At 61.9% G+C, this 22480-nt stretch carries 22 protein-coding genes and 3 pseudogenes; 10 read left to right on the top strand and 15 right to left on the bottom strand.

Annotated features, from left to right (window positions below; genetic code table 11):
* Positions 1–936 precede the first annotated feature (936 nt).
* Both M1D88_RS09870 and M1D88_RS09865 read right to left on the bottom strand, forming a co-directional pair.
* Entirely contained in the window at positions 937–1854 is a 918-nt protein-coding gene (locus tag M1D88_RS09870; RefSeq protein ID WP_458114489.1) for a LacI family DNA-binding transcriptional regulator, read from the bottom strand.
* A pseudogene (locus tag M1D88_RS09865) lies at positions 1855–1947 on the bottom strand (LacI family DNA-binding transcriptional regulator); the annotation flags it as partial.
* Between the two features lie 862 nt (positions 1948–2809).
* Between M1D88_RS09865 and M1D88_RS09860 the strand changes: the two are divergent.
* Positions 2810–3652, top strand: coding sequence for an alpha/beta fold hydrolase (locus tag M1D88_RS09860; protein ID WP_458114327.1), 843 nt, complete (start codon positions 2810–2812; stop codon positions 3650–3652).
* Positions 3653–3789: 137 nt separating this feature from the next.
* Positions 3790–4062, top strand: a complete 273-nt coding sequence (locus tag M1D88_RS09855) for a hypothetical protein (protein ID WP_458114326.1) — start codon at positions 3790–3792, stop codon at positions 4060–4062.
* Positions 4063–4216: 154 nt separating this feature from the next.
* On the opposite strand, the gene M1D88_RS09850 is transcribed toward M1D88_RS09855, so the two are convergent.
* From M1D88_RS09850 to M1D88_RS09835, 4 genes are all read right to left on the bottom strand, one after another.
* On the bottom strand, positions 4217–4708 hold the full coding sequence (locus tag M1D88_RS09850; protein WP_458114325.1) for an ester cyclase: 492 nt from the start codon (positions 4706–4708) through the stop codon (positions 4217–4219).
* Positions 4709–4936: 228 nt separating this feature from the next.
* Positions 4937–5122, bottom strand: coding sequence for a hypothetical protein (locus M1D88_RS09845; RefSeq protein WP_458114324.1), 186 nt, complete (start codon positions 5120–5122; stop codon positions 4937–4939).
* Positions 5123–5283: 161 nt separating this feature from the next.
* Positions 5284–5562, bottom strand: a complete 279-nt coding sequence (locus tag M1D88_RS09840) for a hypothetical protein (protein ID WP_458114323.1) — start codon at positions 5560–5562, stop codon at positions 5284–5286.
* A 210-nt stretch (positions 5563–5772) separates the two neighbouring features.
* On the bottom strand, positions 5773–6177 hold the full coding sequence (locus M1D88_RS09835) for a VOC family protein (protein ID WP_458114322.1): 405 nt from the start codon (positions 6175–6177) through the stop codon (positions 5773–5775).
* A gap of 132 nt (positions 6178–6309) precedes the next feature.
* Here M1D88_RS09835 and M1D88_RS09830 point away from each other — a divergent pair, with 132 nt between their 5' ends.
* Complete coding sequence (locus M1D88_RS09830; protein ID WP_458114321.1) at positions 6310–6762, top strand: N-acetyltransferase family protein; 453 nt, start codon at positions 6310–6312, stop codon at positions 6760–6762.
* Positions 6763–7102: 340 nt separating this feature from the next.
* Here M1D88_RS09830 and M1D88_RS09825 read toward each other — a convergent pair whose 3' ends face one another.
* Positions 7103–7618 carry a MarR family winged helix-turn-helix transcriptional regulator gene (locus tag M1D88_RS09825; RefSeq protein ID WP_458114320.1) on the bottom strand — a complete coding sequence of 172 codons (516 nt, stop codon included), beginning with the start codon at positions 7616–7618 and terminating at the stop codon, positions 7103–7105.
* 98 nt (positions 7619–7716) lie between these two features.
* Here M1D88_RS09825 and M1D88_RS09820 point away from each other — a divergent pair, with 98 nt between their 5' ends.
* The 4 genes from M1D88_RS09820 (at position 7717) to M1D88_RS09805 (ending at position 12478) form a co-directional block, all read left to right on the top strand.
* A complete protein-coding gene (locus M1D88_RS09820; RefSeq protein ID WP_458114488.1) occupies positions 7717–8502 on the top strand; it encodes an SDR family NAD(P)-dependent oxidoreductase in 786 nt (261 codons plus the stop codon).
* 34 nt (positions 8503–8536) lie between these two features.
* Positions 8537–8710, top strand: coding sequence for a hypothetical protein (locus M1D88_RS09815; RefSeq protein ID WP_458114319.1), 174 nt, complete (start codon positions 8537–8539; stop codon positions 8708–8710).
* A gap of 615 nt (positions 8711–9325) precedes the next feature.
* A complete protein-coding gene (locus tag M1D88_RS09810) occupies positions 9326–9949 on the top strand; it encodes a hypothetical protein (protein ID WP_458114318.1) in 624 nt (207 codons plus the stop codon).
* 27 nt (positions 9950–9976) lie between these two features.
* Positions 9977–12478: a signal peptidase I gene (locus M1D88_RS09805; RefSeq protein ID WP_458114317.1), complete on the top strand. Its 2502-nt coding sequence runs from the start codon at positions 9977–9979 to the stop codon at positions 12476–12478.
* 1037 nt (positions 12479–13515) lie between these two features.
* Here the strand turns inward: M1D88_RS09805 and M1D88_RS09800 are convergent.
* The 3 genes from M1D88_RS09800 to M1D88_RS09790 all read right to left on the bottom strand — a co-directional run bounded on the left by M1D88_RS09800 (position 13516) and on the right by M1D88_RS09790 (position 15696).
* Positions 13516–13896 carry a DUF7793 family protein gene (locus tag M1D88_RS09800; protein ID WP_458114316.1) on the bottom strand — a complete coding sequence of 127 codons (381 nt, stop codon included), beginning with the start codon at positions 13894–13896 and terminating at the stop codon, positions 13516–13518.
* A gap of 143 nt (positions 13897–14039) precedes the next feature.
* On the bottom strand, positions 14040–14279 hold the full coding sequence (locus M1D88_RS09795) for a hypothetical protein (RefSeq protein WP_458114315.1): 240 nt from the start codon (positions 14277–14279) through the stop codon (positions 14040–14042).
* An 82-nt stretch (positions 14280–14361) separates the two neighbouring features.
* The gene (locus tag M1D88_RS09790; RefSeq protein ID WP_458114314.1) at positions 14362–15696 is read right to left on the bottom strand and encodes an FAD-binding oxidoreductase; all 1335 of its coding nucleotides are present in this window, start codon (positions 15694–15696) and stop codon (positions 14362–14364) included.
* A gap of 414 nt (positions 15697–16110) precedes the next feature.
* Between M1D88_RS09790 and M1D88_RS09785 the strand changes: the two genes are divergently transcribed.
* The 3 genes from M1D88_RS09785 (at position 16111) to M1D88_RS09775 (ending at position 17581) form a co-directional block, all read left to right on the top strand.
* Positions 16111–16845, top strand: a complete 735-nt coding sequence (locus tag M1D88_RS09785; protein ID WP_458114313.1) for a GAF and ANTAR domain-containing protein — start codon at positions 16111–16113, stop codon at positions 16843–16845.
* Positions 16846–16954: 109 nt separating this feature from the next.
* Positions 16955–17344 carry a hypothetical protein gene (locus M1D88_RS09780; protein ID WP_458114312.1) on the top strand — a complete coding sequence of 130 codons (390 nt, stop codon included), beginning with the start codon at positions 16955–16957 and terminating at the stop codon, positions 17342–17344.
* A gap of 30 nt (positions 17345–17374) precedes the next feature.
* Positions 17375–17581 (top strand): phosphatase PAP2 family protein, encoded by a 207-nt coding sequence (locus M1D88_RS09775; protein WP_458114487.1) that lies wholly within the window; start codon positions 17375–17377, stop codon positions 17579–17581.
* 373 nt (positions 17582–17954) lie between these two features.
* Here the strand turns inward: M1D88_RS09775 and M1D88_RS09770 are convergent.
* The 5 genes and pseudogenes from M1D88_RS09770 to M1D88_RS09750 form a co-directional block, all read right to left on the bottom strand.
* A pseudogene (locus M1D88_RS09770) lies at positions 17955–18326 on the bottom strand (response regulator transcription factor); the annotation flags it as partial.
* Between the two features lie 174 nt (positions 18327–18500).
* A pseudogene (locus tag M1D88_RS09765) lies at positions 18501–19580 on the bottom strand (PP2C family protein-serine/threonine phosphatase); the annotation flags it as partial.
* A 158-nt stretch (positions 19581–19738) separates the two neighbouring features.
* On the bottom strand, positions 19739–20191 hold the full coding sequence (locus tag M1D88_RS09760; protein WP_458114311.1) for an ATP-binding protein: 453 nt from the start codon (positions 20189–20191) through the stop codon (positions 19739–19741).
* On the bottom strand, positions 20188–20520 hold the full coding sequence (locus M1D88_RS09755) for an STAS domain-containing protein (protein WP_458114486.1): 333 nt from the start codon (positions 20518–20520) through the stop codon (positions 20188–20190). Before M1D88_RS09755 ends, M1D88_RS09760 begins: the two co-directional genes overlap by 4 nt.
* A complete protein-coding gene (locus M1D88_RS09750) occupies positions 20510–22390 on the bottom strand; it encodes a glycosyltransferase (RefSeq protein WP_458114485.1) in 1881 nt (626 codons plus the stop codon). The genes M1D88_RS09755 and M1D88_RS09750 overlap by 11 nt, the downstream gene beginning before the upstream one ends.
* Between the last annotated feature and the right edge of the window lie 90 nt (positions 22391–22480).

The raw sequence follows: 22480 nt of genomic DNA, 5'->3' as shown, positions 1-22480 counted from the left end.
GGACCCTTCTACCGTCGGGGCAAAGTCCTTGTCCGGGTGTTGCAGCTGATACGGAGGCTGGCGGTGCCACTGATCACCGATCGGTCCCCGCACGCGCGGCTCGCGGGGTTCCAGGGCTCGTGACCCGCAGACCACATAGCGGAACCGGCCTATTTCGGCCCGGCGAGTTCTCTTCGCTGGAAGTCGCGCAAATGCCCGCACCTAAACCGGGAGGGGCAATTGCTTGCTCAATGTCGGCACATAAAAGAAGTGTGGACATTGTCCACACTTTTGGCTTCGGATCGGGTCGTACATGGGCCGGACTGCGCGGATTCGGTATGTTTTCGGGAGTTCCCTGTGTTTGCAAGGGCTGGAATGCGGTTCGAGTCCACCTCGGGCACAGCAGATCCCCTCGTCGGAGGGGATTTTTGCTTCAACGTGTGTACAAAGCTTGTAATGGCGTCCCTCTGACGCTAGGTTCGCGGGTTGTAGCCTGGCCTGGCCGCCGCGGTGGCCTATTCAGGTGTGGGATGGCGGGGTCAGGGTCCTGGCTAGTGGACCCTCCGCCTGCTGTGTAGTGGGGCTATGCGTTCCTTTCTTCGTTGTGGCGGCCCGGGTGGCCGCTTACCTGTTCATGGTCCGTGCCTGTCTTGATGAGATGACTTGGGGGAACTTTTTCTAAAGTTTCTTCCTGACTGCCTGCTCCCAGTCGTCTAAGTGTGTGGGCCGGTAAGGACATTTGTCGGGCCAAAGATCGTGTGGACACTAGCCACACTTAAGTCTGCTTTTTAGCACCTGGTCACGGTTGGCTTGCTCCTCTCTCCTAGCCCTACAAGCATTCATTGACGGCACATGGGCCGAACGATATGACTACCGCCGAGAAAAGTTCTGACCTGGGCACTCGTCGACGTCACCTAAACCGACCTCACCCCGACGAGGCCCGCCGGACAACGCGGATCAGGCGCCGGTCGATGACCTGACTACCAGCCGGAACGGGACGTCGACCTGCTGGGGTGGGGAGAGAGGGTCCTTGAGCCTGGCGCTGAGGAGGGCGAAGGCTTTGTCCATCATCCAAGTCCGGTCGATGAACACGCTGGAGAGTGAGGGGTTGGCGAATGACGACTCCTCGATGTCGTCCACGGCAACGATGGCCACCTCGGCAGGTACTGCGATGCCGCGCTCAGCTAGGGTTTTCATGGCGCCTAAGGCTAGAAGGTCATTGGCGCAGAAGATGGCGTCGATTTTGTCGCCCCGCTTCAGGAGGGCAGCCATGGCAGCCTCTCCATCTTGGCGTGTCCAGTCCTGGACGTAGCCGATCTGCGTTGCTTCGACGAGCCCGGCTCCTGCCAATGCCTTATGGAACCCCTCTTCGCGCTCGGAAACGACGAAGGGGTCCCCGGTGTCTTTGTGTCCAATCATCGCCACGTGCCGGCGCCCCTGCTCAATCAGATGCTGGGTTGCCAGCTTAGCGATGGCAACTGAGTCGATACCGACCCGGTCCACACTTTTGAGCTTGGAACGCTCTCCGAGAAGGACCAGGGGCATCCCGCCGCGCCGTTCCTCAATCTCCTCATCCGTGATGGTGGAGGGGCTGAAAATCAAGCCGTCAGCGGCCCCCAGGTTCCATGCGTCAGCAACTTCCCGCTCACGCAGCAGATCATTATCTGTCTGCTGAACAATGAGCTTGAGCCCGTGCCGTGAGGCGGCAGCTACAGCAGCTCTCGCAACTTCGGCGAAGTAGGGCTGGGCAAAGTTTGGTATGGCCAGGGCCACCACGCCGGTGCTGCCCGTGACCAAGTTCTGCCCGATGGCCAACGGCCGATACCCGAGCTTCTCGATCGCATCATAGACCCGCTTGCGAACCGACTCCCTCACGTGAGGCTGGTTCCGGATCACATTTGACACCGAGCTCTTGGAAACACCTGCCTCAGCGGCAACGTCATGAAGGGTGATCCGCCCTCTAACCATCACACACAACCTTTCTGCTGAATCGAGAGTACCAACATCTTGGTGGAACGTTCCATACGGCAGGGCCATGTTGAAGGGCGCCGCGAATTTCCGATGCTTGAATTTGTGGCAGCTCCGTTTTGGTAGCCGAAAGAACCCGCTGCTGTAACTGGCATGCACGGTTATTCGTCAGCCGGGAGTTAGGACCGTCTTTTGACGGGCGTGGCGAAGGTTCTGTGCTGAACCGTACCTAATAGGCGCTACCGTTGTGCAATGCCCCAGGATTCCGTCAGCTGGCGAGAGCGCGATGCGGCCGAGCGGAAAGTGCTCATCAACGCATGGGAGGAGGGCTATGTGCGTGATCTACTTCCCCGAGCTTTGTAGGTACGAAGGACGGCATGCAGCAGGACCATCCTGAGCTAGAGCTGTCGGCGGCTCGTCGGACGCTTCTTCGGTTGATCAATATCGGACTGGTTGGAACGTACTTCCTAGACTCGGACGACTTGCTGACAGGCAAAGCCGCGATGGACTCCATCGCGTCCTCTGAAGCGTGGGATAACCCGGACAGCGGCGGACTTTGTCTCTTCCTGACGCCACTCGGGCAGCAAGCGCTAGGAATCGGTTGACAGGAAGTAGGCACCTCGGTCACCGGTCAGTGCCACATGCTACTCCCGTGCTTTAAGTGCCGATAATGGAGATTCGTCAAGCTGTTCCGATGGCGTCAGGTGAGGCGCAGGACGAAGTGTGTTCTGGCCCTTGAGGGGTCAAGGCGCGGGGGACTTGTGCGGCGTTGATGGGGATGGAAACGGAGGGCGGCGGCCACAGCATTCAGGACAGGCACCGCGCCTTGTTTCTGGATCGTTGTTGCTCCTACGCTGAAGCCATGCCCATCTTGATGGCGAACGGTGTCGGCCTATATTACGAGGTCCACGGCGAGGGAGTGCCTGTCCTGGGCATCCACGGCACGCCCAGTTCGGCGCTGATGTGGGAAGACGCCGCCGGGCGGCTCGCCCGTAACAGCAGGTGCATCATCTACGACCGCCGGGGCTTCTATCGCAGCGGACGGCCCGATCTGTTAGGCGCCGTCGATCTCGCCGATCACGTTCAGGACGCGGCCACGGTGCTGGAGGTCTTGTCCGCAACCCCGGCGGTGGTGATCGGTCGCAGTACTGGCGGTTTGATTGCGCTGGAACTGGCTCGCCGCCACCCTGAGATGGTCAGGACACTCGTGCTGCTCGAGCCAGCAGTGTTGACACTGCATCCGGACGCTGCGGCGTGGGCGCAGCAGCTGCGTCGGGCGGTGCTGGACGCAGCGGAGGAAGACCCCTCTTCAGCCTCCGAAGTCGTGTTCCGGGAGGTGCTAGGTGGTGAGGCGTGGGAATCGTTCCCCGCCCCGCTACGCGAGCACTTCACTGCAGCAAGCCCTGCCGTGCTGGCCGAGATCAGGGGCAGAGGCCTGGACCTGAGCCAGGCGCCGCTGGAGTTGAGCGGAGCGGAAGCCGGTCACATACGGCAACCGACCCTGGTCGTTTCCGCGGAGGACTCCCCGGAAGCCCTTCACGCCGTCAACCGGCGCCTGGCCGATCTGCTGCCCAACGCGGAGACGGCACTCGTGGCGGGCGGACATATCATTGATCCGGCGGGGCCTGCCGTGTTGGATTTTCTCCGCAGGCATCTGCCGCCCGGATCGCCTGCGCAGGCCGGAACGGACTTGCCGGGTCGCTGACCGGCCCCGGGTTGCCTTTCATTGTGCACGGAGTTCGCTGCAAAACATCGTGCTGAAGACTGCCGTCGTGAGCAGCATTTCCCGCCCCCGGTCGTAAGGATCCCCCTGCCTCCGCGCCCTTTAAGGCGCTGAGCTCGTTGACAATCGCAGTCCACCCTGTGGTGCTGCGCGAGGACTTTATCCGCGGAGAACTCCTGGAACCGTTCCGGCGGCCGGGAGCGCTGCTTGAAGGTCTGCGTTGTAAAGACCGCGGGCAGAGATCTGCGGCCCCAGCCATCCGGCATCCCGCAGCGAAAACCCGCGCAGTCTTTTGCCTGCATCTTCGTGGACAGCCGCCGCCGGCCCGGAAGCCTGCTTTCGTCGTCATCGACCTCCAGTTCGGTGCTGCTGGTCAAGCGGGCCCGTGGTGACCGGGGATTATGTTGGCATCGACAGGAGTGTCGCTGCCCGGTGATGTCGAGCTCATTGGGTGCGGAAGGCTGTCATCGCCGCCTCCCGGCACCGGGGGAAATCGGATGGAGCGACCACGGTATGCCGCGGTTTCCCTCGGTTCTACCAGTGCATCTAGGTTAGGCCGAGTTGCTCTTGCTGGCTCGCCAAATCGTAGTAGCGGCGTTCCTCAATGATCTTGCCGGACTCGTCCAGGCGGCTGAAAAATGCCATGGGGAATTCCAGCCGCCGGCCCGTTGCCGGGATCTCTTCTGCGCCAGGCAGCTGGATGGACCCGTTGTGGGTACCGCTGATTTTTCCCTCGGCAGCGACCATGCGATCGTCGACAAGCATGCTGGTCAGAGAGAATTCAAGGTCAGGAAAGGCCCTGAGGAACGTCGCCACGTCCTGTTCTATCGCGGCGCGGCCGCGCAGTGGCTCGGGATACTGGGGATCGACGACGACAGCGTCATCTGCATAGTAGCTGGCAAAGGTAGGGCCGTCATGGGCGTTAATGGCCCGTGACTGCGCCTCAAGGGTCTGCCGGCCATCCATCGCTTGGTCTCGGCCCTCTTCGTCATGGCTCTGGGTGGTCAGTAGAGTCGTGATGAATCTACGAATGAACATGTGCTTGCTTCTTTGCTTGATAAAACCGGTTAGGGTGCCAGTCCCAGCCCGTGGCGTTGAATGCGGGGCGGCCTTGAAAGCCCCCAACAGCGTTTCCCGGCAATCCGTGAGCAGAGCCGCACATAAGGCGGTCAGCCCCATTCTAAGACAGGAGCAGATCTCCGTGAAGGGACCTACCGCTCAAGTTCGTCAGGTTGAGGTGTACCGCTATTAGACGGAACCCCTGATTCACGTCAGGCTTTCCGGACTGCGTTCGGCTGCACAAATACGCAGCGAGGTATCCGCGGCTGTGGGGAAGGCCTGGAAGTGTGTGTTAGGCCGGCCCGAGGGGAGGGGGACACTCCGCTGAGCGATCTCGCGTCCGACGGTCATCTTACCGACGGCGGGCGGACCAAAAATCACGAGCAAGCGCATGTAGTAACTCTGCCATAGGTCCCGTAAGCCGATCCCTCACCGCACTGTTACCGCCCGATAGCCGAACCTTGAGCGGGATAGATTGAAGAATCAAAGACTTCTCGTTGGGGCGAGCCACCACGGTTCCCCTACGGTTGTGCGTGTCGGCTCTCCAGAGACCGTTAGTGAATCGCCATCAGCGGTTTCCGGCGGAGGTTGTGGTCAGCGTCAAGCAGAACGTTCGTGACGGTGCAGTTGTTGAGCTTTAAGGCGGAAATCATCCACTTGGCGCCGTCAGAATCCGCCGCATCAGTGGTCTCGTTTATCGTCCATTCCGCATCGATGTAGAGGCGGGTTTCCGTCTCCGGCGTCTCTCTGTTATCGCAGAAAACAATGAACGGCCATACCTGCCGTATGCCAACCTCCCCGACGAAGCACTCAACGAGATTCATGACGTCCATGCCCGACATGCTATTCGATGCAGTTCTCGTCCAGGCATGGTGTATGCGGGGCAGTAGGAGTCAAGGCCGGTGTCATTTCCGCACCCCATCATGCCAAATTGTCCATTAGGCCCGTTGTCGGCATAACGTCCCGTAAGCCGGTCGGGCACCGCACTGTTGGTGCACGTAAGCCGAAGGTGTAGCGGACGTTCTTAGCGGGACGTCGTTCTCTTATGTTGTGGCAACGAGCTCTAACTCGAAGCCATCGGAGTTAACGAGGTAAGCAGCGTAGTGCTCGGGCCCGCCGGCGTTCGGGAACTTGTCCACGAACAACGGGCTCCAGCCGTGCTGTGCGCCGTCTCCGGCTAAATCGTCTACACCGTCTCGGCTTCCGGCTCTAAACGCCAGGTGATTCAGCCCGGGCGCAGTGCGCTGATGTTCGCGGCTACTCAAGTCCGGTGATTCTTCGACAACTATGTAGGTCGGACCCAGCCGCCAGCTGATTCCGTTGCTCCAAGTCTGATACGGCTCGTACCCCAAGCGGGACAAGATCCAGCCCCATTCATCCTTGGCACGCTTGAGATTAGGCACCCATAGTTCGATATGGTGCAGGGCGCCTTTGTAGTCATCGTTCACATCGCGATTTTTTCATGGCACCCAGATCCCGTAAGTCACCGGCGGTGAAAGTCCATCAACATGTCGTCCCGTAAGCCGGTCGGCTTGCGGTCATTCGGTCCTTGCGGCGATGCTCGATACGTGAAGAACAACATGATCGTTAGACCGGCCAAGCCCGAAGACGTTGCGAGGCTGGCCGCCTTGAAGGAAGCTTGGGCCCAACTCTCCCGCCCAGTATCCGAGTCCGAGCGGCGAGAGTTTGCTGAAGACCTTGCTGCCTGGATGCGTTCACAAGGGCAGGCATTAATGTGCCATGTGGCCGATATCGATGGTGAACTCGTGGGCATGGCGTGGCTGGTGCTCTTCGAACGGGTTCCCGATATTCACGATCGGACTCGTCTCACAGGTGACATTCAGAGCGTGTACGTGCTTCCGCAACACCGACAGCGAGGGATCGGCAGCGCGCTCGTTCGCTCCTTGATCGACGCGGCAGACGAGCGAGGCGTACCGAGAGTGACAGTGAGCGCGAATGCCGCCGCCGCTTCGATCTATTCAGCAGAGGGCTTTGTGACTGCACCCTACCTACTTGAACGTCCTCAACTGTGAGGCCCTGCTGTTCGATCATGGATACAACGTGCAACGCGACCGCTGGACGTGCCCAGCGATGCCCATAAGCCGGTCGATCAGCGTGCCGCTGAAAGCCGCTGATTAGATCCGAGTGACGCCGGGTCTGGGCGATGTACGTATGACCCGCACGGTGAAATGAACGTTGAGGGGGCGCTAACACCAACTGCCGTCGAGGACAACGCGGCATGCCCCTAACTCGGAAGCACGTTTCATCAGCCGCCAACGCTGCCAACGTCAAAAACGACAGTTTTCGGACGTGTATGGTCACAGGCGAGGATCAGTATGGACTTGAGCGTTGGGTGGCGTTGTTCTGTTTTCGCTACGTGTCGTTAGGTCCTGGTGAGGACGGTCGTGGAGGCTGCCATCCCTCCTGCTCCCGGATGGCTCGCTGAATCCGCAGACTGATCTCGCGCAACTGACCCCGTTGGGCTTTCGTGAGAGGCTCGAGGACTAATTCTGTAACCGTCTGAGCTTGAACGGGAGTGGCCTCCTCGAATATCTCCAGCCCGGCCTCGGTCAGGGTGGCCAAGGTCGATCGCCCGTCCAGGGGGTCTCTAGTGCGGTGTACCAAACCGCGAGCCTCAATCCGCGAAACGGCTCGAGACAGCCGTGGGAGTGAGCTGTTTGCGTAACTAGCCAGAACGGTCATTCTAAGCGCGTGGTCTGGCGCGTCAGCCAACGCGAAAAGGATGCCGTACTCGAAGTGTGTGAGGTCGAAATCACGGACCAGAGGGGCGTCGAGGGCGGGCGGCAACCATTCCAGTACCGTCGCAAGGGCAGCCCACGTGGCGAGGTTGTCTCCCACAAGACGGTTGGGGGCGCTGGAATCACTCATCCCTACAGGTTACAAGGTTGCTTGACTGAGCAAGCAAAACGAGGCTAGTTTTTACTTGACTGAGCAAGTAAAAACTAAAGGATGGCACGACCGTGGATATGCAACTGAAAAACAAACGAGCCTTCATAAGCGGCTCAACACAGGGGATCGGGTATTCGATCGCGAAGGCTCTTCTCCGGGAGGGTGTCGCGGTCGTTATCAACGGCCGCGACGACAGCCGGGTCCACCAAGCGGTGAACAGTCTCGAAGCCGAAGTGCCCAGCGGCAGCGTGTCTGGTATTGCGGCGGACTTCGCAGACGCCGCCCAGGTGCAGCGCCTGCTGGCTTCGCTTGGCGACGTAGACATACTTGTCAACAACGTCGGCCTCTTCGAGCTAAAGCCCTTCGCCGAAATACCCGACGAGGACTGGTCGCGCTACTTTGACGTCAACTTGATGAGCGGAGTCCGACTTTCCCGGGAGCTGCTACCCGGGATGCTCGACGCAGGATGGGGGCGGATCATCTTCTTAGGAAGCGAATCAGGTGTAAATATCCCCGCTGACATGGCGCACTACGGAGTGACCAAAGCTGGGATGCTCGCTTTGAGTAACGGACTCGCCAAGCTCACGCGCGGTACCGGCGTGACGGTCAACACAATCGTCGGAGGCCCGACCTACTCAGACGGCGTGGCCAGTACCGTCCGTAACATCGCCGAGGCGCAGCGACTCTCAACGGAAGATCTGAAGGCAGCCATCATTGGCAAGAACCAAACGTCTCTCCTCGAGCGCTTCATCGAGCCTGACGAAATCGCGAACTTCGCCGTTTATCTCTCAAGCCCGCTCTCCTCTGCGACGAACGGAGCTGCCGTACGCGCTGACGGCGGAGTACTGACCACAATATTCTGACTGGTAAACGGGCAGTGGCGCCCCTGAAGTTGTCATGGACACCTACCAGCCCGAAACGCTTAGCAAGCAGCAGTCCTCCCGCAGCTATTCCGCCACGAGTGGCTCCAACCCGTTGCGGGACAGGGAATACGTGTCCGCTGTACTTCTGGCCCTCTTCCGGATCGGGACTGTGATCCTCTTCTTTATGCGTCACAAATATCGAAGGTAATGGGCAGAGGAAGAAGCTCGCCGCGCGGACTGGGATCGCCGGGCCGGCAGCTATAACCACAGCCAGCGTCGAAGTCGCTAGTGTTTGGGGTTCAGGTCTCCTCGGCCTCTTCGCGCTTCCCTACGAGCACTTCGACCAACTGCTCGTCAGTGATCCAGTTATGCAAGGCCTTACGCCTGCGGCTGCGCCACATACCGCTTTGATGGCCCAAAGCGCAGGGATTTCACGATATTCGCGAAGAATTCTGACAGGTTTTCCCTTTTGGCTCAGGATCAGAAAAGGATTCGGTCCAATTGCTGTCGTCGACGCACTTAGGCTGCGACCATGGTTTCTGGAGCCTGAAAAGGTTTCGCACGCGCCGGCTCCCCAGTCAAGATGGTGCTTCAACTGACCAAGCTGGATCGGGATCCAGCAACCCCATGAAACCTTCGAGGAGTGCTTCCACTAGTCCGCGGTTCTCGTCAATGCCCGTCGTTCCCGTTCGGGCATGCCTTGTATCCCGCATCAATTCGTCTACTCTGAAATCATTCGCCGTGTGCGGCGCCCACAGTTCCGGGGGGAACTTGAGGTGGACGCTATTTCCTTTACGCACTCCCAACTGAAAAAGGTCTCATCATGAAAACTCCTTCTGCGCGTATCCGCACCATAGCCGCTCTCAGTGCCGGGCCTGTTGCCGTGCTTATCGCCGGTGGCTTGGTCTGGCAGGGCTCCCAGGCGGCCTTCACCGCTTCGACCCGGAACTCTGGAAACTCTTGGAGTACCGGTAGTGTGTTCCTGACTGACGATGACCTCGGTGCCGCGGCGTTTACCGTGGAAAACATCGTTCCCGGGCAAACGGGCCAGAAATGCATTGTTGTCACCTCGAACTCCAACGTAGCCGGCGAGGTCCGGGCCTACACACAGAACCTGATCACTTCCAAAGGCCTGGAGAACAGGATTTTCTTTGATCTGGAGCAGGGTACTGGCGGTTCCTTCAATGACTGCACCGGGTTCACCCCCACTGCGAACAACGTCCCGGAACTGCCTATCTCCACGCTGGCTTCGGTCAATCATGACTTCGCCACAGGCGGGGCACCTTGGCAGACCGCCGGAACCCCCGGGGAGACGCAAAGCTACCGCGGAACATGGCGGTTCGACACCACGGGCATGAGCCAGGAAGATGTCAACGCGCTCCAGGGCGCCCGGGTTGGCATTGATCTGGTGTGGGAACTCCAGTCGGACGACTCACCCACTCCCTGACCTGAACGACGCGGCGATGATGACCCTGTGACCCGGGAAACGACGGGACGGTTTCAGGGCGCTCTGTTCTCAGCGGATGGCTGGGCGGTGTTCCTCGCCGCCACGGTGTCCCGGCTGTATCTGGGCGTCCTGCTGAGCCTTGCCGTCATCGCGGTGCTGCCCGCCCTTGCCGGGTGGCAGGCCAGTGTGGTGCGCACCGGATCAATGGAGCCGCACATCGGCGCCGGAGATGTCGTGGTCACAACCGGTTTCGGTAACGCCGACCCCGTGCCGGTTGGCGGTGTGATCAGGTACACCAGCCCGGCGGCGGCGGAACCGGACGGGCAAGCGAGGACCCGGCTGCACCGGATCGTAGGGGTGAACCCTGACGGGACCTTCATCACCGCAGGGGACGCGAACGCAGATGTTGACAGCACACCGCTGAGGCGGGAGCAGATCATCGGCCAGCCCCGCCTGCTGGTCCCGGCCATCGGCCTGCCCGGCCTCTGGCTCGGCACCGAGAACCTGCCAGCTCTGGGCGTCTGGGCGTCCCTGACGGTGGCGGCCATTGCCGCCGCAGTGTACGGGCCCCGCGCGGCAGGCACACCAGCAACAGCAACTACCGTAGCCCAGGCGGGTGGACGGGGTGCATCGGACACTGCGGGGGCTTCCGGGAGCCGCCAACTATTCTTCACCCGGTGGCTGAAGCAGGCACCTTGGCGGCATGGGGGGGCGCAGCGCCGGTTGAAGACCGCGGTAGGCATCGCCCTGACCGTGGCCCTGTGTCTCCTGGTCGTTCTGGGCGCGGCCGGGTTCACAGCCGCGGCGTTCACGTCCACCACCACCAATTCCGGGAACACGTTCAGGGCTGCCGTGGACTGGGTTCCACCCACGGTCAGCCTGGCCAATCCGGGGACCCCGGTGAAGGACACGATCATATTGACCGCGACGGCAGCTGACGCCGAAACCGGTGTCCGCAGCATCGTGATCCAATACCTGCCCTCCGGGGGTTCATCATGGACGACTCTGTGCACCGCAAGTACAGCGCCCTATTCGTGTGCGTGGAACACCAAGACCGTGACCGACGGCTCCTACAGCCTCCGGGCCATCGCCACGGACAACGCCTCACACTCCACGACCTCGGCGAGTGTGAACACCACGGTCGCGAACAGCCTCCTGGTGGTCCTGACCGATCCTGGTGAAATCCAGCGCGGCACTGTGAACCTCGCAACCACCCTCCACAACCCCGGCACGAGCACCTACACAGTCAGGGTCGAATATTCCGCCGCCGGAGCCAACAACTGGAGGACCCTCTGCACCAACCTGACCTCCCCCTACAACTGCGCCTGGAACACCACCCTGCTCACCAACGGCTACTACGACCTGCGCTCGGTCGCCGTCTCCGGCACCACCAGCACGACCTCCGCGCCGGTGACCGACATCCTCGTCGACAATACGGCGCCCACGGTCAGCATGACTGACCCCGGCACCTCGCTCAGCGGAACCCGCACCTTCGCCGCTACCGCCACTGACGCCGATTCCGGTATCGCTCAACTCACCCTCCAATACTCCCTCTCCGGCACCGGGCCCTGGACGACCTTCTGCACGCTCACCGCCACCCCCTACTCCTGCCGGTTCGACACCACTACACTGGCCAACGGCACCTACAGCTTCAGAGCCATCGCAACCGACGCTGCCGGCTGGAGCACCACTTCCACGGCGGTCGCCAACCGGGTCATCGACAACACCATCTCATCCGTCTCCCTCGAAGACCCGGGCGCCTACCTGACCGGCACCGTAGCGCTGACTGCATCGGCGAACTCCACTGCCGGTGTCAGCTCCGTGCGGATCCAAACCGCCCCTGCAGGGACAACGACCTGGACCACCCGCTGCACTGTCACCACGGCCCCCTACACCTGCAACTGGGACACCCGGGCCGTAGCCGATGCGCTCTACGACTTCCGTGCCGTCCTCACCGACGGGGCAGCCAGAGAAACGATCTCCGCCACTGTAGCCTCCCGCAGGGTCGACAACAGCCCCCTGCGCGGAATCAACATCCAGACCGCCAACGGATCAGCCACTACCGGCAAACTCGAAACCGGCGACACCATGACCTTCACCTACAGCCAGCAGGTCAACCCAGCCACCGTCTCCCCGGGCTGGAACGGAAGCCCACTGGCCGCCACCCTCCGCCTGCGCGACGGCAACCTCCTGAACCTGGGCAACAACGGGGACACCGTGGACATCCAGCGCACCGGCAGCACCGTGAACCTGGGCAGCGTGAACCTCAACCAGAACTATGCCAAGAGCCGCAAGACCGCCGTCTTCAACGCCACCATGACCGCGACCACTGCCATCATTAACGGTGTACCCAGCACTGTGATCACGGTAAGCCTCGGCACCGTCTCGAGCGGCGCCACCAGTCTCCGCACCGTGAGCACCGCATCCACCATGGTCTGGATCCCCACCGCAGCCGTCACCAACCTCACAGGCACCCCATCCTCGACCGCGCCCGTCAACGAACCCAACCCCCTGGACCAGGAGTTCTAAAACAAGAGGGCCCGATGATTTGATGACTCGGGGTATGAGGCCGAGGCCATCGATGCCGGATTACGACGTGGCGGGTCTGCTGCGATGGCCACACCCAAGCGGGGGCAAGCTTCTTATCAAGCCAGCGCAGGAGACAGCACCAACGCCGGAACAGCTCCACCGCCCTGGCCCTGACGAAGGCCGGGCCGCCTTTCTTCATCAGCTCTTGGTCGCTTACAGGGGCAAAACTTGCGCTTGGCCCCCATCATGCAGGTAGCTCGCCCCGGTATGTCCCTGGGCAGCGGCGGAGAAGCGGACCCCTCTATTCTCTGTCCCGACATGAGGAACGGAGCCAATAAGGTGACATTTCGTGTAGCGCTTGGCCAGGGCGGGCCCCCTCCTGGTGGCTCTACAGCGCAGACGACGATGTACTGGCCTGGGCAGGCATGTACATTGTTTCACTGGCTCTCGCCTCAGCAGGAGGCATCTACGTTCAAGTCGGCAGCGTCCCGGGCGAAGTATGAAATATATCCGCATGCGGACGGAGGCTGGCGGTGGAGGGCTTTGCAGCCCGTCAGCTACTACATGGCCTATTAGCCCGAGAGCTTTACCCGGGCAGCACATGCTCGCCGGGCCGCACGGAACATCGAGAAGAGAGCCTCCGGCGCCACTGTCCTGTGAGCGAGGCAGACTAAATACTGCGAAGATGAGCGGTCGCGGAAAGTATCTGCCCTTTGATCCTGAGAGTCACCGGCAGCGGGTTCCCGATTCCAGGACCGGCGGCGGCTGGGTTGAGCCGAGGCACGGGGGGCGGCGCCTGCAGGCTCGGTCGCCGCCGGTCTGCCGTCAATTTTACCTCCGGAGCTCTCACCGCGGGGTTGGTCGATGGTTGTAGGCAGGTGAGGCGAAAAGTCCCTGTGCCATGCGGCAGGCGGGGTGGCACGAATGGCTCTGGTATTCACCCGGGCCATTCTGTCGCTTAAGGACACGATGGGTGTCCCGGCTCCAAGGAAGTGGGACGGCGCAGATCGAGCCTCCCGCTCAAGGAAGCCCCGGGGTCAGTAGGCCAGGTCTTGGGTCAGCCAGACCATTGCATCGTTTCTCGAGGTGAAGAAACGGGTGGGACATGGCGGGATGTGGACGCCAAGGAAGAAGTTTGCCAGGACACGGTCCACAGGGCTTGTACCAAGCAAAGCGATTCGGGAGGCCGCACAAGCGATAGAGAAAACTGCACGGGCCTGACGATGCACGGACTCCGTGGTGGCCATGTCGACCAGCATCGGGTATTCCGACTCCTTGGCGACTTCATTAACTGCAGCCATTGCCGCTTGGGCGTCGACAGCCTCGATGTTGACTCTGGGTTTCCAGATAAGGTGGATTACCCCGTCAGCCTTCAGCTCCACCGTACCTTTGCCACCTTCGACCACTAGGGGCTCCATTGTCCGTCCTCCCAATTAACCAATGACTGGACGCATCATCCTCACTTCTCCATAACGGGGCGAGGCGCGTCGGGGTGATTATCGTCCCTTAACAATTTTCACAGGGGGAAAGCCGGACGAACCGTTCTTAGGGAAAACCTTGGCTAACCCTGCGCAAGGGCTGGGAGAGCCGGCAGGGTCTGGCCCCGCCCGGGGCAAGCCAGTCCATGGCCTCGGTCCTGGAGCTGAAAAAGCGGTAGGACAGGGAGGTTGGTGGACGCAAGGAAAAAGTTGGCCATGACGCGGTCTACCGGGTTGGAGCCAGGCAGCGCGATCCGTGAGGCTGTGCAGGGAATGGCGAGTCTTGACCCGGCATCTCTGTCGATGGCCTCCGTGGATGCCATGTCGACCGGCATTCGCCCAACACGAAGCAGCCCCTAACCTTCCAACAAAAAAGCGGATTTTGTTAGGTCCCCAGACGGTCCCCTAATGTTCGGCTGGGAGGATGTTCTGGTTGCCGCGGAAAGTGTTGTCAGGGTCGAAGTCTCGCTTGACCCGGGAGAGCCGGCGATAGTTCTCCTCGCCGTAGGCAGCCACGATCCTGTCCTGGCCTTCGTTTCCGATGAAGTTCAGCCACACGCCACCGGTGGTGTACGGTGCGATTTCCTGCCGGAACCGCTTCACCCAGGCCCTGGCCTCCTGACCGCCTTCTGGGGTTTCGGCAAGGCCGAAGGGATGACTCACCCACGTCGCGTTCCGGTGCTGGAGCGGCGTTTGGGCGGCGGCGGGTCCCTGGACGGCTCCGCCCCAGTGGGCGATAAGCTGCTGCGAGTGCGGGCCGGGCAAGCGGTTCGCCGATTCCACAAAAAGGTCCAGGGCGTCGTCGCTCAGCTCATTGTGATAGTCGGCGCTCCAGTAGTTGTAGTGGTCCGGTGGATCATCGATCATGCACTGGAAGTCGGCATAGGCCATCGGTTCCACAAGATCAACGGCCGGTTTCAGTTGCCGGAACGGCGCTGCGTGTTCGGCTCCCCGGTCAATGTCTCCGGCGTAGAGGTAGGCCACGGCCACGGTCATCTTGCCCACCATGCCTTCAGGGACAAAGGGCTCCGGAGGGGCCGTGAGGTAAACGAGGGCGCTGCCCACGCTATTCGGGGCGGCCAGCGCCGCATCCCGGTAACTGCGGGAAATCTCCGTCGCGGATTCGCCCGGCCAAAACATCAGTCCGGCCTGTACTGTGGGCCCCAATTCGTGCATTTTGAAGGTGAAGGACGTCGCCACGCCAAAGTTTCCGCCGCCTCCGTGCAGCGCCCAGAAAAGTTCGGGGTTCTCATTCGCACTCGCCGTCACCCGATCCCCCTTGGCCGTGACCAGGTCAACCGACTTCAGGCTGTCGCACGCGAAACCAAACGAGCGTTCCAGCCATCCCGAGCCTCCGCCTAGAGTGAAGCCGGCCACACCGGTGGTCGAGGCCCGGCCGCCCGTCACTGCAAGTCCATGCTCCTGCGCCGCGCGATCGAATTCGCCCCAAGTAACGCCCGCGCCAGCGGTTATTGTCTGATTCTCGGGATCCACGGAGATGGCTTTCATGGGACGGACGTCAACTACCAGTCCGCCGTCGTTAGTGGACATGCCGGCCACCGAGTGACCGCCTGCCCGCACCGCAATGTTGAGGTTCTGGTTGCGCGCGTAGGCGAGGGCTTCGGCCACTTCCTCTGGGGTGGCACATTGTGCGATTACGGCCGGGTGCCGGTCGATCATCGCATTGAAAACTTTCCTGGCTTCGTGGTAGTCCGAACTACCGGGCCTGATCCAATTCATGGCGACACTCCTTCACGCTCGCGGCCCCCAGCCTCCACCAGAAAGGTTACGACTTCAGGGCGTGCGGGACTACGGCGAAAGCTTACGAAAAACTATCCGTAAGTGTTCGCGGATCCCGGGGCGTCCGAGCGGGCTAACCCCCGTCGCAGTCGGGCAGGCAAAACAATCTGGTAAGAGTCGCTTTCTGACGGATACGGTGCTAACGGTGCCGAGGCTCGTGGCGCTGGTGGAGACCGTGCCGAGGATTACCGTGATCGCTCGGCGTTCCAGTCGACAATTCCGCCGATCAGGCCCGGCGGGTGCGCACCAGTTCGAGGTCGATGCGGGCGGCTTGCCGTCGTTGCCTCGCAGTTTTCACTGATGGCAGATCACCTACTCGTTGTGGCCTTGGTGCCGCTCCCATAGATTGACCTAATGGAGACGCCGGAGGAAATGGACGATTTCGAGCGGCTGCAGGATCTGGTCGCAGAGATGCGCGATATCAAGGGTTTCTTGGATGGCATGACCGGCCTGGCTGGGGAGGCCTTGACCCGGGCATCGGGGACAAGGATCGAGTGCGCCGTGACTCTGCAGCGCCGAAAGCGCCCCAATACGATCGCTGGAAGCAGCGATGACGCGATCATTCTGGACGGCATCGAGCAGCGTCTTGGCGACGGCCCGTGCCTTCAGGCGCTTCGTACCGGAACGCCTGTGCTGCTGGGAGACGCGTCCTCGGATCCGCGTTGGCCTGATTTCGCGCAGGAGCTTGCCGACAAAGGCTTCCGCAGCGCCTTGGGCGTGCCATTGGATCTTGGTGGTAATGCCTCGGCAGTGTTGAATTTCTTCGCCGTTGATACGGGCATCTTCACAGAGGGCATGGTGGCTGAAGCGAAGCGCTTCGCGGACGTTGCCGGGCGGGCTTTGCGCCTGGGAATACGGATCGCTGCTGCCGAAGTCAGGGCCGAGGAGCTGACCGCCGCGTTGGACTCCAGGACAGTCATTGATCTGGCCCGCGGCGTCATCATGGCGCAGAACCGCTGTACCGCCGATGAGGCTTTTGAAATTCTGCGACTGGCTTCAAGCAACCGGAATGAGAAGCTGCACGATGTTGCCGGGGGAGTTATATCAGGCATCTCTGGAACCTCCGGGAAGACCCACTTCGAGCCCTGATCAAGCGGAGCGAAGCAACTGCGGCAGCACACGTCCTGCTCGCCGTAGCCGTTGATTCGTGCTGTGATGACTGGGAGGTATCTTGGGGCAGTCCGGCTTTACGGGGGTTATGGTGAGGAAGAAAAAGCACAATCTCGATGCGCCCGATCTTCCGGGTCTGCTGGTCATCGCCCTCCTTCCTATCAATGGGTTCCGGTCCATGGCGAGAGCCCTGCAGGAGGCAGTTAAAACTGTCCGCCAGCTGGACAGAACGTTGGTTGCCCGTGGTAGCTGCCAGCCGGCCGGGGCAGCCGACGTTCTGTTTGGAGGCCTGTCCGCTGCGGCGAATAAGAGCAGACTCTGGCTCGCGATAGCCGCGGTGATGGCGCTGCGAACGGGCCCAGCACGGCGAGCCGCGGTGCATGGCCTGATCGCACTCAGCGTGGCTTCAGCTATGAACGCGGTTTTCAAGGGGATACTTCCCTCCCGGCCAAGGCCGGAGCACCTGGGTTTTCCCTAGTTCGGCCATCCCCACTCGGATAGTTCCTCGCTGCCCTCGGGCCATTCGGCGTCCGCCTCGGCGTTCGTCACCGGTGTCGCCCTGGTGAGCCCGGGGTGGGGTATTGCCGTTCTTCCTTTCGCCGTCGGCGTAGCCTATTCCCGCGTGCACACCGGCGCACACTGGCCCTCGGATGTCCTGCTTGGTTCGGGGATCGGTCTCGCGGCGGTGCTGACGAGAGGTTGGTGGCCCAAATGAATAATCCGGTCACATCCGAATGAATGAAGAAAGCCCACCAGATGGGGGATAGGTGGGCTTTCCGGATCCGACAGTACCGGTAGCCGTTTCGGACATCGAGTGGACTTTCGAGAATGGGATGGTTTGAGGCTCGGATGGGAGGGCGGCCATGCGGTTACCCCGGCCAGGGTGTGGTGGATGGGAGTTGGACCAGGTTCCGGACCCGCCCACCCTGCATTGTCTTAGAATTCCCTGTCCAGCGGTGCGGGTTCATTCACTGGTGCGGTGGAGGAGGGGTGGCTGCCAGGTTGGCGAGGGCCGAAGATCACGGGGTCCCGGAACCCGGGCGGTGTCCCAGTTCCAAGGATGTGGAAAGGGTCTTATTTGCGCCGGGTTAACGGTCGTTTAGGCCGGGAGGCGTAGACCGGGTAGATGAGCTATTGGCCGTTTCTTGGGCGTGTGCCTGTAGGGCGTGGTGGGGCTGGGGTGGGCAGAGCCGTTGTACGAGTTCCCGGAGCAGGTGGGGGCGGAATGGTTTGGTGAGGTACGCGTCGGCGCCGGAGGCCACGCCGTTGAGTTCGTCTCCGGGTTCGGTCCATGCAGTGATCATGATGATCGGTGCCTTTGAGAGTGCTCGGAGGTGGTGCGCTACGTCCAGACCGTTGACGTCCGGCAGGCCCAGGTCCAGGGTGATGAGGTCGAGATCGAGTGTTTCCGCTGCCCGAAGCCCTGCGTCGCCGGTGGCTTCGGCGTGCACGGTGAAGCCCAGTCCGGTGAGGATCGTGGAGAGCAGGTCCCGGATGTCCTGGTCGTCTTCGATGACCAGGCAAACGCGTGAATTCATCTCGTGATGCGACGGGAGGCTCGGCGGTAGTGCCATGGGGCTTGCTGCGATGTCTGCCGGGCTGGCCGTGGCTCGGACGGTGTGACTGGCCGCGTTCCGTCGGATGACGACGGAGGTGACGTCGTCCTGTGCGGATTCGGCGGGGGCCAGGCGCATCAGGGCGGCGCATGCTTCGTCGGCGTCGGAATGCTGGGAGGCGGCGTGCCGCACGGCCTCGGTGAAGTCCTCCACTGTGGAAAACGCGTCGAGCACGCCGTCGCTGACGACTATGAGCGAATCGCCGGGCGCCAGTGTCAGGTGCGCTACTGGCCATTCTGCGTCTGCCCAGGCACCTACCGGGGGGCCGGAGGCCGGTAGCCTTTGCGCGGTCCCGTTTGCCGTGATGTGGAGGGCCAGGCCATGGCCGGCATCGACATAGCTGACAGTGCCCGTACGGGCATCCAGTCGGGCGTGGAACAGGGTGGTGAAGGATCCGGAGTGGGCAAGGTCTGAGGTGATGGACCGGCTCGCAGCCTTGAAGGCGCTGCTCAGGTCCGGTTCATGTTGGACTGAGCGCATGACGGCCCGGACGGTGGCGGCGATGAGCGCGGCGCCGATCCCTTTGCCCATGGCGTCGGCGAATGTCAGGTGCAGCCCGTCCGGGGTCTCGTACCAGTCGTAGAAGTCTCCGCCCACGCTGCGGGAAGGGCGGAAGGCGCCGGAGATCTCGTAGCCGGTCAGCTGCACTTCTACCCGGGGCAGCAGGCTTTGTTGGACGTGGGCCGCCCGGTCAAGTTCCTGTTGGGCGGCAGGATCGGCTGCGGGAGTGCGTGTCCGGCGGAAGAGGGCACTGATCCGTGCTTGGAGTTCGCGTGGACTGAAGGGTTTGTTGAGGTATTCATCGGCGCCATTGTCCAGGCCCCGGAGCTTGTCCAGTTCGTCATTCCTCGCGGTGAGCATGATGATGAACGCGTCCGAGAACTCGCGCAGCCGCCTGCAGACTTCCATGCCGTCCATGTCGGGAAGACCCAGGTCCAGCGTGACCAGTTCGGGTTTTCCCGTCCGGACTGCCTCGATTCCCGGCAGCCCGGAGGCCGCTGCGGTGACGTGGAAGCCCTGCTTGGCAAGGACGCTGACCAGCAGGCCGCGGATGTCCGCATCGTCCTCGATCACGACGGCCCGTCTCAGTTCAGACATGGATGGCCTCTTCTCCCGTTAAAGTGTATTGACAAATATGTCATATCCCGAAGGAATCCGCGCTCGGACTGCTGATCTGGATTGGATGGATTGTCCGTCTATCACGTGGAGGCTGTGCGCCATCATCATCTGCAGAGGGCGGGGAGCCCTCGAACCCGTCAGTGAGGGTATTGGTCCTCCGGTTTGTCAGTCGGGGTACGGGTTCGGCTGAGTTTCCAGAAGTTGTCTCCGTTGCGCCGTTCGTAGGTGAGGATGTCTACCGCGGCTTTGGCCATGGCCAGGCCGCGACCGGTTTCGGCGAACGCGTCCGGCATGCAGACGGCGCCGATGTCGACGTTGGCGCTGACTCCGTCGTCCTTGAAGTGTGCGTCCAGACGGTCCGGGTAGACCTCGAGGATGAGGTTGCAGTTGACGAGTCCCTCCTCCGTGCTGTGCTGGACGATGTTGGCCGCGATTTCGATGACGGCGGTCTCGAACATCATTCGGTCCACTTCGGATACGTCCGTTGAGGTGGCCCACATGTCCGCCAGCAGGTTATGGACCTTGCCCAGGCATTCCGGGTCGGTGCAGGCGTGGAGTTCGTGGACCTGCAGGCGTCCGTCCGCGCTCACCGGAAGCACTCTTCCACGGTCTCGTGAGGGTGGAGGATCTGGTCCAGGTTCGTCAGTTGCAGCACGGTCAGGACCTGGGCCTGGGCGCGGGCGATGCGCAGGTCCCCGCCGGCGGCGCGTGCGGTCTTCAGTCCCGCGATCAGGGCTCCCAGTCCCGAGGAGTCCATGAAGTCTGTGTCCGCGAGGTCCACCACCACGTGGGAGCGGCCGTCCTGACGGACAAGGTGGGCCACCAGATCCCGCAGCTTGGGGGCGGCGACCATGTTCAGGCGGCCGCTGGTGCGGATCACGGCCCCGTCGCCGTCGGACAGTTCGACGTCAAAGTCCATCATTTACCTCTTTCGTTCCGGTGAATCCTTGGTACAGGGCGGCGCGGATGATCACGCTGAGGAGCACCAGGTCGAAGATGACCCAGGCGATGTTTACGAGGGTACCGGCGGGTGCACCGAGTCCGGTGAACATCCGAACGAGCCCGATGATGGCGGCAACGACCAGGGCTGTGATGGCTACGAGCTGGGGTCGGATGAGGGACCAGGGCGGACCGTTGTCCTGGCGGGTTTTGGAGGTGACGGCGAATCCGAGGTCACGGCCGAACAGGACGTTGGCGGCCGCCGTCGTGCAGGCTTTGATCCAGATCGGGAAAAGGGCAATGCTGTATTGTTGCCCGCGCCAGGTTTTCCGGCCACGGGCGGCAACGAAGAACAGGATCTGGTTCACTACCAGGAAGGGGATGAGCCTGGCGAAGAAGTCGACGCTGAACGCATCCACCGGCAGTACCCCGAAGCACAGGAAGATGATGGGGGCAGCGATGTAGACGACAGCGGCAAAGCCGGAGAGGTAGCTCCACATGGTAGAGAAGTACATCAGCCGCTGCCCGGCGCTGAGTCCCTTCTGGAGCAGGGGGTTTTCGCGGAGGAAGACCTGCATGGTGCCTTGGGCCCAGCGCAGCCGCTGGGTCAGCATGGTGCCGAGGTCCTCGGGGGCGAGGCCTTTGGCCATGATCTCGTGGTGGTAGACGCTCTCCCAGCCTTGGCTGTGGAGCCGCATGCAGGTGGCCATGTCCTCGGTGACGGAGTTGGTGGCCATCGGCATGACGGGTAGGGCCTCCTCGGAGCGGTCCACGTCCAGTGCCTGGACCATTTTGCGCACCGATTTTATGGCGCCGATGGGTGACCAGTCCCGTTGTGCGAGCCGGTCGATGGCGGCATCGTCAATGAAACCACGGGTCCTGCCGTCTCCGGAGAGGCGGGCGATCTCGTCCAGGTCTTCCTGCAGGGAGGCGACGTCGACCGCGACGATGCTCCGGGCCGCGGCGTCGACCTTTCGCTGGAAGTCATAGGTGATATTCGCGACCGGCTTGTTTTCATGCAGTTCCTTCCGGGCGACGCGGACGGCAAGCCCAACCTCGTTAAGTGCCCGGGTTACGTGCGGTCCGGTGGGGGCATGTTCGCTGCGTGCCTTGGTGATGACCCTGTCCGCGGCTTTCAGGGTCTGCTGGACGGTGGTCCGGACGCCTTGGACGTAGCCGGTGATTCCGATCTGCATAAGGGCTTCGCGCCGGATCATGGCGTTGGAGCCGCAGAAGAAGGCGGCGTTCCAGCCGTCCTTGCCTTGCTGGATGGGGCCATAGAACAGTGGTGCCTGGCTTCCCAGGATGTCGTCGTCGGTGACGTTGTGGAACCACTGCGGGGTCTGGACCAGGGCGACTTTTTCATTGGTGAAGTGGCCCAGCATGCTGTGCACGATGCCGAGTTCCGGGACCTGGTCAGCATCCAGGACGAGCAGGAACTCGCCCTCTGTGGCGGTCAGGGCATTGTTGAGGTTGCCGGCCTTGGCATGCCTGGGAAGGTTCTCCCAATCCGGGGAGCGGGTGATGTAGCCAATGCCGGCGTCTTCAGCAGCCTGCTTCATTGCCGGACGGGCCCCGTCATCCAGAATCCAGGTCTGGTGCGGGTAACTGATGCGCCGGGCGGCAAGGGCCGTGGTCATGACCAGGTCGATGGGCTCGTTGTAGGTGGTGATGAAGACGTCCACCGTGAGGCCCTCGGGCGGGGCAGGCGGGGTGTCGCGGACGCGGAGCTTCCACATGGTGAGCCCGAAGAGGAAGGCATCGATGAGGCTGTAGGTTTCGACCATGACCAGCGGCACGCTGATCCACGCTGCGGACCAGTTCACCGAGAACAACCAACGCCACACCATGTAGTTCACGCCCAGAATCAGGGTCAGTGCGGTGAGGAGCCGGACAATGAGTTGGTGGTTCAAGGAGCGGCCTTTCAAGCTTTGGTTCCG

The sequence above is a fragment of the Arthrobacter sp. R1-13 genome (assembly GCF_054161475.1).
The sequence above is the reverse complement of the archived record's forward strand: the minus strand, read 5'-3'. Positions and strand labels throughout refer to the sequence as shown.

Coding starts and splice junctions, on each gene's coding strand:
- M1D88_RS09860 (WP_458114327.1), top strand. CDS start 2,810: ATGCCCATCTTGATGGCGAACGGTGTCGGCCTATATTACGAGGTCCAC.
- M1D88_RS09850 (WP_458114325.1), bottom strand. CDS start 4,708: ATGTTCATTCGTAGATTCATCACGACTCTACTGACCACCCAGAGCCAT.
- M1D88_RS09845 (WP_458114324.1), bottom strand. CDS start 5,122: ATGCGCTTGCTCGTGATTTTTGGTCCGCCCGCCGTCGGTAAGATGACC.
- M1D88_RS09840 (WP_458114323.1), bottom strand. CDS start 5,562: ATGGACGTCATGAATCTCGTTGAGTGCTTCGTCGGGGAGGTTGGCATA.
- M1D88_RS09830 (WP_458114321.1), top strand. CDS start 6,310: ATGATCGTTAGACCGGCCAAGCCCGAAGACGTTGCGAGGCTGGCCGCC.
- M1D88_RS09825 (WP_458114320.1), bottom strand. CDS start 7,618: ATGAGTGATTCCAGCGCCCCCAACCGTCTTGTGGGAGACAACCTCGCC.
- M1D88_RS09820 (WP_458114488.1), top strand. CDS start 7,717: ATGCAACTGAAAAACAAACGAGCCTTCATAAGCGGCTCAACACAGGGG.
- M1D88_RS09815 (WP_458114319.1), top strand. CDS start 8,537: ATGGACACCTACCAGCCCGAAACGCTTAGCAAGCAGCAGTCCTCCCGC.
- M1D88_RS09810 (WP_458114318.1), top strand. CDS start 9,326: ATGAAAACTCCTTCTGCGCGTATCCGCACCATAGCCGCTCTCAGTGCC.
- M1D88_RS09800 (WP_458114316.1), bottom strand. CDS start 13,896: ATGGAGCCCCTAGTGGTCGAAGGTGGCAAAGGTACGGTGGAGCTGAAG.
- M1D88_RS09795 (WP_458114315.1), bottom strand. CDS start 14,279: ATGGCATCCACGGAGGCCATCGACAGAGATGCCGGGTCAAGACTCGCC.
- M1D88_RS09790 (WP_458114314.1), bottom strand. CDS start 15,696: ATGAATTGGATCAGGCCCGGTAGTTCGGACTACCACGAAGCCAGGAAA.
- M1D88_RS09785 (WP_458114313.1), top strand. CDS start 16,111: ATGGAGACGCCGGAGGAAATGGACGATTTCGAGCGGCTGCAGGATCTG.
- M1D88_RS09780 (WP_458114312.1), top strand. CDS start 16,955: ATGGTGAGGAAGAAAAAGCACAATCTCGATGCGCCCGATCTTCCGGGT.
- M1D88_RS09755 (WP_458114486.1), bottom strand. CDS start 20,520: ATGGACTTTGACGTCGAACTGTCCGACGGCGACGGGGCCGTGATCCGC.
- M1D88_RS09750 (WP_458114485.1), bottom strand. CDS start 22,390: ATGGTGTGGCGTTGGTTGTTCTCGGTGAACTGGTCCGCAGCGTGGATC.